Origin of the sequence: Spirillospora sp. NPDC049652, from assembly GCF_040675125.1 — a bacterium.
Lineage (GTDB): Bacteria > Actinomycetota > Actinomycetes > Streptosporangiales > Streptosporangiaceae > Spirillospora.
The window spans coordinates 1-9,198 of sequence record NZ_JBFAOF010000218.1 but is presented as its reverse complement, the minus strand read 5'-3'; the positions used below and the strand labels follow the sequence as shown (position 1 = coordinate 9,198).

The 9,198-nt window shown below is 74.1% G+C and carries 7 protein-coding genes and 1 pseudogene; 3 read left to right on the top strand and 5 right to left on the bottom strand.

Going from position 1 to position 9,198, the window contains the following annotated elements:
• From AB0J52_RS16555 to AB0J52_RS16545, 3 genes and pseudogenes are all read right to left on the bottom strand, one after another.
• Positions 1-212 (bottom strand): annotated as a pseudogene (locus tag AB0J52_RS16555) (endonuclease/exonuclease/phosphatase family protein); the annotation flags it as partial.
• A 252-nt stretch (positions 213-464) separates the two neighbouring features.
• Positions 465-2,645: a bifunctional polysaccharide deacetylase/glycosyltransferase family 2 protein gene (locus AB0J52_RS16550; protein WP_500182442.1), complete on the bottom strand. Its 2,181-nt coding sequence runs from the start codon at positions 2,643-2,645 to the stop codon at positions 465-467.
• A gap of 309 nt (positions 2,646-2,954) precedes the next feature.
• On the bottom strand, positions 2,955-3,635 hold the full coding sequence (locus AB0J52_RS16545) for a hypothetical protein (protein WP_500182441.1): 681 nt from the start codon (positions 3,633-3,635) through the stop codon (positions 2,955-2,957).
• Positions 3,636-3,812: 177 nt separating this feature from the next.
• On the opposite strand from AB0J52_RS16545, the gene AB0J52_RS16540 reads away from it, so the two are divergent.
• Both AB0J52_RS16540 and AB0J52_RS16535 read left to right on the top strand, forming a co-directional pair.
• Positions 3,813-4,463: an RNA polymerase sigma factor gene (locus tag AB0J52_RS16540; RefSeq protein WP_500182440.1), complete on the top strand. Its 651-nt coding sequence runs from the start codon at positions 3,813-3,815 to the stop codon at positions 4,461-4,463.
• 489 nt (positions 4,464-4,952) lie between these two features.
• Positions 4,953-5,768 (top strand): hypothetical protein, encoded by an 816-nt coding sequence (locus AB0J52_RS16535; protein ID WP_500182439.1) that lies wholly within the window; start codon positions 4,953-4,955, stop codon positions 5,766-5,768.
• Positions 5,769-5,827: 59 nt separating this feature from the next.
• Here the strand turns inward: AB0J52_RS16535 and tuf are convergent, their stop codons facing one another.
• Both tuf and AB0J52_RS16525 read right to left on the bottom strand, forming a co-directional pair.
• Complete coding sequence (tuf, locus tag AB0J52_RS16530) at positions 5,828-7,012, bottom strand: elongation factor Tu (protein WP_500182438.1); 1,185 nt, start codon at positions 7,010-7,012, stop codon at positions 5,828-5,830.
• Between the two features lie 332 nt (positions 7,013-7,344).
• A complete protein-coding gene (locus AB0J52_RS16525; RefSeq protein ID WP_500182437.1) occupies positions 7,345-8,565 on the bottom strand; it encodes an MFS transporter in 1,221 nt (406 codons plus the stop codon).
• Between the two features lie 129 nt (positions 8,566-8,694).
• Between AB0J52_RS16525 and AB0J52_RS16520 the strand changes: the two genes are divergently transcribed.
• On the top strand, positions 8,695-9,198 hold a 504-nt coding region (locus AB0J52_RS16520; RefSeq protein ID WP_500182436.1), incomplete at its 3' end, for an arginine deiminase family protein.

The window sequence follows — 9,198 nt, the reverse complement described above, 5'->3', positions numbered from 1 at the left end:
AGCGGGCAGCCGGGCTCGGCGTCGCCGCAGACGTCCCAGGTCAGCGCGGTGACCGAGACGGGGCCGTCGGCGGCGGCGCGCTGCGGGCGGCCGGCGTCGGTCGACCCGAGCGCCGGGCTCTTCTCGATCGCCGCGCCGGCGCCGGCGAGGGCGACCACGACGCCGGCGCCGCAGACGGCGAGCAGGGGAATCAGGGCGCGGGGGGCTCGCACACGTACTCCATCAGGGGTTCAGCGGGGGTCTGGGGGAATCCCACCACATCAAGATCGATCTCGTCAGCAGAACGAGTCGACCATCTCGGACAACCTACGCCTACTACGACGTTTTCGAGCACATCTCCCGGTACTTCGGGCGGTGGCGGGGGGACGCCGCAGCCCCGGACGGCGTCCCCCCGCCCTCCCCGCCGCCCGCGGCCGGGCCGCGGGCCGTGCCGGCCGGAGGCCCCGCTCTCCTCCGGGCCGGCATCAGGGGGCCGCGGTCCCGGCGCGCGGGCCGGGACCGGGGTCGAGGTCCGGGCCGCCGCCGGGACCCATGTCGGAGAACGTGCCCGCCCGCCGGATGGTGTGCCAGCGCAGGCGCGTCCCGAGCACCGCCGTCACCACGGACTGGACGACGACCAGGTACAGCAGCTGCCGGTAGACGATCTGCTGGAGCGGCATCGTCCACAGCGGGCGCAGCTTCTCGCCGTCCAGCCAGAGCGCGTAGCCGCCCGCGGCGACCTGGGCCAGGGCGAACAGCGCCCACATCGTGAGCGGCGCGACCGGGTCCATGAACGCCAGGCCGAACACGGCGAACAGGTCCACGGCGGGCGCGAACAGCGGCAGGACGACCTGGAAGGCCGTCAGGTAGAGCAGGCAGCGGCGGCCGAACGGCCCGCGCTCGACCACCGCGCGCCGGTGCTTCCACATGGCCTGCAGCGTCCCGTAGCACCAGCGGTACCGCTGCCGCCAGAGCTGGCGCAGCGAGTCCGGCGCCTCGGTCCAGGCGAGCGCGTGCTCGGCGTAGACGACCCGCCAGCCGCCGCGGCAGATCGCCATGGTGAGGTCGGTGTCCTCGGCGAGCGTGTCGGTGGGGACGCCGCCGACCGACACCAGCGTCCGGCGGCGGAACGCGCCGATCGCGCCGGGGATGGTCGGCATGCAGCGCGCGAGGTCGAACATCCGGCGGTCCAGGTTGAACCCGATGACGTACTCGAGGTGCTGCCACCTCCCGAGCAGGCCCTTGCGGTTGGCGACCTTGGTGTTGCCGCTGACCGCGCCCACGGCGGGGTCGGTCACGAGCGGCGCGACCAGGTGCCGGATGGTGTCGCGCTGGAACACGGTGTCGCCGTCCACCAGCACCAGGAGCTCGCCCTGCGCGGCGGCGATCCCGACGTTGAGCGCGCCCGGCTTGCCGCCGTTCGGCTTGCGCATCAGCCGGACGCCCGGCAGCGCCAGCCCCTCGACGATCTCGGCCGTCCGGTCGGTGGACCCGTCGTCCACCACGATCACCTCGAACGGGCCGGGATAGTCGGTGTCCAGCAGGGACCGGACGGTCGCCGCGATCCCCGCCTCCTCGTTGTAGGCCGGGACGACCACGGTGACCGACGGCGCGACGGCGTGCCCGGCCGGAGCGCCGAAGGCCTCCAGGGCTGAGGGCGGCCCGTCCCGGAGCCGCAGCACCTCCGGCAGCTCGGTCCGCCGCGCCCGCTGCCGGTGTACGTGCGCGAACACCAGCAGGACGGCCAGCCGCAGCGCGGCGAGCACGCCCGCGATGAAGAACAGGATCCGCATCCAGCCGGTCAGCGCGGCCGCCATCCGCTGCGCGGTGACGAGCGTCCAGCCGATCGCCTTCTCGGACGCGGTGGCGGGCACCTCCGCCCGGGGCAGGCCCATCGCCTGCGACACGGTCGTGAACCGGTACCCGCGGGCCTGCAGCTTCGTGATCATCTGGTCGACGGCGGCGATCGTCTCGGTGCGGTCGCCGCCCGCGTCGTGCAGCATCACGATCGCGCCCTGGCCCTTCCGCTCGGCGGCCAGCGCCGACTGGACGATCTTGTCGACGCCCGGCTTCTGCCAGTCCTCGGTGTCCCGATCGGTGAGGACGAGCAGGTAGCCGTCCCGCCCGGCCCGCTCCGCGGCGAGCCACTCCGGGCCGGTCAGGCCGTCCGGGACCGACGAGTACGGCATGCGGAGCAGCCGGGTGTGGACGCCGGCGGCCCCCGCGAGCGCGCGCTGCGTGAGGTCGAGTTCGAGCTTGTCGCGCCAGGCCGGAGCGGTCGCCATGTCCACGTGCGTGTAGGTGTGCGAGCCGATCTCGTTGCCCTCGGCGATCATCCGCTTGACCAGGGCGGGCTGCTGCGCGATGTGCGCGCCGATGGAGAAGAACGTCGCCTTGGCGTTGTGCCGCTTCAGGACGTCCAGGAGCCGGGGCGTCCACTTCGGGTCGGGGCCGTCGTCGAAGGTCAGCGCGATCGTCTTCGGCGGCGTCCGCAGCGAGTGCGGAGTGCCGCCCGCCATGTTGACCACCGGCCCGCCCGACGTCACGGCCGAGGGGGCGGGCGCGGGGTTCTGCCCTGGCTTGTGCTGGGACGACTCGCCGACGGCGCCGTTCGCGAAGCCGTCCAGGAGGAGCAGCGTGATGAGCGCCAGGCCGCCGAGCGCCATGAGCACCCAGTGCCCGCGCGGCTCCCGCGCCCGCTCCGCCGCCGACGTCGCACGCCGGCGGCGCTTGCCTCGCGAACGTCTGCCACCCGGTGCCGAACCCCGCCCTGGCTCGGCCAGGCGGCGCGGGGCCCGCCCCGGTGCCTGGCCGGCAGCGGCATGCGGCCCGGGGCGGCCGTGCCCCGTCCGAGGAGGAAGATCAGCCCGCCGCCGCCCGCGCGCGCCTGAGGGACCGCCCCGACGACCTGCCCTGTCGTCGGAGGCGCCCTGCGCGTCGGCGGACGGCGGCGGGGGTTCAAGGGGATCCATGGATCAGCCGGCCGTCTTCGGCCGCTTGGTCTGCCCGGGAGGAGTCACCTGGCCATGGCCGGGGCGCGTCCGGGTCGCCGACGGCGCGGGCGTCGCCGAGCCGGTCGGCTGGACGGACGACGAGGGCTTCGGCGCCGTGGACGGACCGGAGGAACCGCTCGGAGCCGGACCGCGCCCGCCGGTCGTCCGCCGGTTCGGCCCGGTCGGCACGGCACCGGGCGGCACCGCCCCGGACGGCGCTGCCACCGGAGGCCTCCCGCCGGACCCGTTCTGGCCGTGGGGGATGCTCTTCGGCTGCAGGACGGGAGCCTGGCTCTTCTTGTGCTGCGCCCCCGGCGCGGCCTTCCACGGCGTCCCCGGGACGTTCGCGCCGGTAGCGACGCCGATGCCCATCGCGAGCAGGAACGCCGCGATGAGCCCGCCGCAGGCGATTCCGACCCGGCGGCCCATCCGGCGACGCCGTCCGGAGAGGTCCACGAACACCGGCGCGGGACCTGTGGCCCCGGGGGCCGCAGGGCCCGCCGGGGCCTTCGCGGGCGCGGGGCCGGTCGGTGCGGACCATGCGGGGGTGATCGTGCCGGGGGCCCCGTCGTGCGCGGGCGCGCCGGTGGGCGCGGAGGGCGACCCGGCGGGCGCGTGGGGGCGTCCGGCCGGGTCGGCGAGGGAGATCGTGTCGCTGTCCATGTGCTCCGTCGAAAGGTCTATGTGGCGGGGTCACCGGCCGGGGAACCGGTGACCCCGCGCGGACCGCGTCCGGCGTGACGGGGGCGGCGCCGGGGGCGTTCGCGGTCTCAACGGGTTCAGCGCCGATCGATCCGCATGTGTCACACCTACTGCCCGACTGATTGCAGAATGGCGGGCGTGAACGAAGCGGCGGGGACCGACGACGGCTCGCTCGACCGTGCCGTCGCGGCGGCCCGGGCGGGTGACGAGTCCGCGTTCCGCCTGCTCTACCGGGATGTGCAGCCCCGGCTGCTGCGCTACGTCCGCGGCATGGTGGGCGAGGACGCCGACGACGTCACCTCCGAGGCGTGGCTCCAGATCGCCCGTGATCTGCGCGACTTCGAGGGCGGCATCGACGGGTTCCGCGGCTGGGCCGCCACCGTCGCCCGGCACCGGGCCCTGGACCACCTGCGCGCCCGGTCCCGCCGTCCGGTCGCGGACCTGCCGGTGGACGAGCTGGTCACCAGGCCCGCCGAGGCCGACACCGCCGCCCAGGCGATGGACGGCCTGGCCACCGACCGGGCGCTCGCGATGATCGCCGGGCTCCCCGCCGACCAGGGCGAGGCGGTGATGCTCCGGGTCGTCCTCGGGCTGTCGGCTCCCGCCGCCGCGCGGGTTCTGGGCAAGAAGCCCGGCGCGGTCCGCACCGCCGCCTACCGTGGGTTGCGCAGGCTCGCGGGCCAGCTCACGCGGCCGCGCGAGGCCGCCGCGTCCGTCCCCGCCGACCGGCGCGCACCGGCCCGCCCGGGTGACGCCGACGCGCCGCGCGGCGCTGAAAGAGATAGTTGAGACCGTCCCGACCTGCTCCGACCAGCGCGGACGAGCAGCGAGGGCGACCGCGACCGCTCACCGAAAGGGGGTGCTCAGACTGAGGAACCTGGCACATCGGCCCGCCGGACCACGGGCAGCCGAACCATGGCCCGCCGAACCACGGCCGACCGCTTGTCGCGCTCTTTCGAGCCGTCTTCTCCTGCCTGCGCACGCCGGAGGTGAGAAGGTGCTCCGGAACGGCGGCGCGGTCTTCGCGCCTGCTCTTGGGGAGCCCGCATCCGTTCGCGGTGAATTCGCTTATGTACCCGATGAATGCGTCCCGCGCCCTCGGCCGTCGTCCGGTGTCCCGGGGCCGTTCGGGCAATTCCTGGCGACGGCAGATGAACGATGTGTGCCGCGCGTTCGCGGACGCCGAATGACGGTGAGCGTCGGGTACGGAAGAGTCATGCGCATGGAGGTCGTGATCCGCACCGGACCGGCTCATGCCTCCCTGCCCAAGGAGAGCCGATGACCGAGCGGCATCCCGATGACGACCTCACTCCAGAGGCCGCCGAACGCCTTTTCGACGCCCTCGCTCAAGGGCGGGAACCGCAGGGACGGGACGGCGCGTCCGGCGCGGATCCGCTGACCGCTCTGCTGTCCGCGGCGTCCGCCCCCGGCCGTCCGGACGAGCTGGCCGGTGAGGACGCCGCCGTCGCCGCGTTCCAGTCGGCCGTCGCCGAACGCTCCTCCGAAGCCGTGACGACGCGCGTCCTGCCCGCCGGGGCCGGGCGCCCCCAAGTAGGCGGGCGAGGACTGAAGCGCCTGCTCACGGTGAAGGCGGCCCTGGTCGCGCTGGTCGCCGCGTCGCTCGGCGGCGTCGCGCTGGCCGCGAGCACCGGGAACCTGCCCGGCCAGACTCAGGAGCATCCGCACCCCTCGCCGCGTCTGTCGCCGTCCCGGCACCACGGCGGGGGTGCGGGGACGTCCGGCGTCGATCCGTCCGATCCGTCCACCCCGTCCGGGACGCATGGCCCGACCGCTCCCGGTTCCCCCTCGCCCACCACTGGGCAGCCCGCTGAAAAGGGCAAGAACGGCAAGGGGCATCAGGGAAATCCGCACGGACAGCCGTCCAAGGGTCCGAAGTCCACCCCTCCCGGAAAGGGCAACGGAAACGGGAACGGGGACGGCAAGGGCAAGGGCAACGGGAAAGACAAAAGCGGCGGCGGTGGCGACGCTGACAAACAGCCGAACGGCAACGGTTCCGGTAACGGGAACGGAAACGGCGGTGGAACCGGCGGCGGGAATGGCGACTCTCCCAACGCCCCCGCGGGGAAGAATTAGCCACCGGAAAGACCGAACCCGGGCCCGCCGTCCTTCCTGGACGGCGGGCCCGGGCCGTTTCAGTCGAGCAGCTCCGTGACGGTGCCCGCGCCGACCGTCCGGCCGCCCTCGCGGATCGCGAAGCCGAGCCCCTCGGCCATCGCGACCGGACGCCCCAGCTCGACGGTCATCTCGACCGAGTCGCCGGGCAGCGCCATGCCGCCCTCCCCGCCGAGGTCCACGCCGCCCACCACATCGGTGGTCCGGAAGTGGAACTGCGGCCGGTAGCCGTGGAAGAACGGCCCGCTCCGGCCGCCCTCGGCCGCCGTCAGCACCCGCACCCGCGCCCGGAACCGGCCGTGCGGCCGGATCGAGCCGGGCGCGGCGACCACCTGGCCGCGCCGGATCTGGTCCCGGCGGACACCGCGCAGCAGCACCGCCGCGTTGTCCCCGGCCTCGGCGCGGTCCATGGCCCGGCCGAAGGTCTCCAGGCCGGTCGCGACCGTCCCGAAGCTCTCGCCGAACCCGACGACCTCGACCGCGTCCCCGAGCCGCAGCGCGCCCTGCGCGACCACGCCGGTCACCACCGTCCCGCGCCCGGTGATCGTCATCACGCTCTCCACCGGCAGCAGGAACGGCCGGTCGAGCACCCGGTCCGGCACCGGCACGTACGCGTCGACCGCGTCGAGCAGGTCGCCGATCCGGGCCGTCCAGTACGGGTCGCCCTCCAGCGCCCGCAGCCCGGACACCCGGACGATCGGGACCTCCTCGCCGGGGAACCCGTACTCCGACAGCAGGTCGCGCATCTCCAGCTCGACCAGGTCCAGCAGCTCCGCGTCCTCGACCGCGTCCGCCTTGTTCAGGGCGACGACGATGTACCGGACGCCGACCTGCCGCGCCAGCACGATGTGCTCGCGGGTCTGCGGCATCGCCCCGTCCAGCGCCGACACCACCAGCACGGCCGCGTCGATCTGCGCCGCGCCGGTGATCATGTTCTTGATGAAGTCGGCATGGCCGGGCATGTCAATGTGCGCATAGTGCCTGGTCGCGGTCTCGTACTGGACGTGCGCGATGTTGATGGTGATGCCGCGGTCCCGCTCCTCCGGGGCCCGGTCGATCCCGTCGAACGGCACGGCGGACGCCAGCCCGCGCTCGGCGAGCACCTTCGTGATCGCCGCGGTCAGCGTGGTCTTGCCGTGGTCGACGTGCCCCATCGTGCCGATGTTCAGGTGCGGCTTGGCCCGCTCGTAGAGCTCCTTGGCCATGGTCTTCGTCCCGTTCTCACTCGGTGCGGTGAGAACCCGCGCCCATGCCGTTCGGGCACGCGCGCGTCAGGTGACCACCCCTCTCCGCTGGTTCTCCGGGGTGGCACGGAGAGGGGTCAGCTTCGGGCGCCGCCGTCGAGGGGGAGGACGGCCGACACCGAGCTCAGCGGACCGAGGTCCGCGAGCTGCGAGGTGCCGGCCGCCAGGATCATGTCCCCGAGCGTACGTACCGTCCTCGCGAATGGCGACCGGTTTTCCTGGCTCGCCACGGACTGCCGGTTTCGCCGCTCGCGCCCTTGCGATCGCCGGTCGTCCGCCGGACGGTTCCGGGCTCAGCCGGGCTGCTCGGCAGGCGCGCCACGGACGAGCAGGGCCGCCCCCAGCGCCGCTCCGGCGAACTGGAACGCCGCGATCGCCAGCATCAGCCCATCCGCGCCGAACGATCCGGCGCAGGCCGCGGTCAGCGTGGCCCCGACCGCCGTCGCGCCGATCTTGAGGCTGCCCGCCGTCGTGTTGACCTGCCCGAGGCTGGACGGCGGGGACTCGCGCTGCCGCAGCATCAGCGTCGCCGTGAACAGTGGCCCCTCGCACATCCCGGCCAGGGCGAACGCCGCCATCGCCCACGAGACGGACGGCGCGAGCACCGGCAAGGTCAGCACCACCCCGAACGCGACGAGTCCGCCGAACATCACCCGCTCGACATGCCGCGGCCGGACGAACCGTCCGGCCAGCAGCGACCCCGTCAGGGCCCCCACCGCGAACCCCATGACCAGCCGTCCGCCCGCACTCGCGTCCGCTCCGCGCTCCTGGGCGAGCAGAACGGCCGTGACCGGCACGCCGCCCCACCCCGTCCAGGCCAGCGTGGTCGCCGCCGTCAGAGCCCGCAGCTTCGCGTTCCCCACCAGAACCCGAAGACCGCCCCCGATGACCCCGAAAACGCCTGCCCCGCTCCCGTGGTCGCCCGCAGCCGCCGTGTCCACTTCCGGCCTCGCCGCGGCGGACCGGCGCCCGAACGGCACGAACGGAAGGACGAGCGTCCCGAGGACGGCCCCGGCGGCGATCACCCATCCGGACGCGGACCCGTCGAACGTCGCCGCCACGACCGCCGCCAGACCCGGCCCCGAGATCGCGGCGAGGCTGTAACTGGCCGCTTCCAGGCCATAGGCGCGCGGCAGCCGCTCCTCCGGGACGAAGCGGGGGACCAGGCTCGTCAACCCCACCACCACGGGCTCGACGCATCCCACGACGACCGCGACGGCGAGCGCGACGCCCAGTGGGACGCGCCCCGCGACCAGCAGCAACGTCCCGGCGGCGACTGCGTAGACGGCGGCCGTCCCGACCGCGGCCCGGCGCGGGCGGCTCGTCCGGTCGAGGACGTGCCCGAGCACCGGCCCGCTCAGCACGTAGGGCAGCGTCATCCCGGTCTGCAGGAACCCGGCGGAGGCCGCGTGCCCCGTCCGTGCCTGCACGGTCAGGACGAGCGCGGTGGCGATGCCCTCCGCCGACACCCGCAACAAGGTCGCCGCCGCGAGGTGCACAGAGAGGGCAGGCACGGACGCATCGTGTCACAACGGACCCCGCAGCCGCCCCCATCGTCCTGTGCTCGTGCCGGGGTCTGCCTCGCCGGGGGCGGGTGGGGGCGCGGCCGGAGCAGGCGATCATGCGCGCATAGACTGCGAAAGGTGACGCAGACGACGAACAGACACCGGGTCACCAGTGAGGTCGGACGGCTACGAACCGTCCTGCTGCACCGTCCCGGGGCAGAGCTCAAAAGGCTCACCCCGCGCAACAGCGCTAAGCTGCTGTTCGACGCGATCCCCTGGGTGGGCCGCGCGCAGGAGGAGCACGACGCGTTCGCGCAGGCGCTCCGCGACCGCGACGTCGAGGTGCTGTACCTCTCCGAGCTCCTCCAGGACGCCCTGGAGTTCGAGGCCGCGCGGGACGAGGCGATCTCCCAGGTGATCGACGACAAGCGCTGGGGCGACCAGCTCCGCCGGGTCGTCGCGGCCCACCTGCGCGACCTGCACCCCGAGGACCTGGCGCACACCCTGGTGGCGGGCCTCGCGCACGAGGAGCTGAAGAGCGCGCACGGCCTGGTCTACCGGCTCATGGACGAGCTCGACTTCATCGTCGACCCGCTCCCCGGTCTGCTGTTCACCCGCGACTCCAGCGCCTGGATCGGCGAC

Bases quoted from the DNA above. Each gene is read 5' to 3' on its own strand.
- AB0J52_RS16550 (WP_500182442.1), bottom strand. From the start codon at position 2,645: ATGGCGCTCGGCGGCCTGGCGCTCATCACGCTGCTCCTCCTGGACGGC.
- AB0J52_RS16545 (WP_500182441.1), bottom strand. From the start codon at position 3,635: ATGGACAGCGACACGATCTCCCTCGCCGACCCGGCCGGACGCCCCCAC.
- AB0J52_RS16535 (WP_500182439.1), top strand. From the start codon at position 4,953: ATGACCGAGCGGCATCCCGATGACGACCTCACTCCAGAGGCCGCCGAA.
- tuf (WP_500182438.1), bottom strand. From the start codon at position 7,012: ATGGCCAAGGAGCTCTACGAGCGGGCCAAGCCGCACCTGAACATCGGC.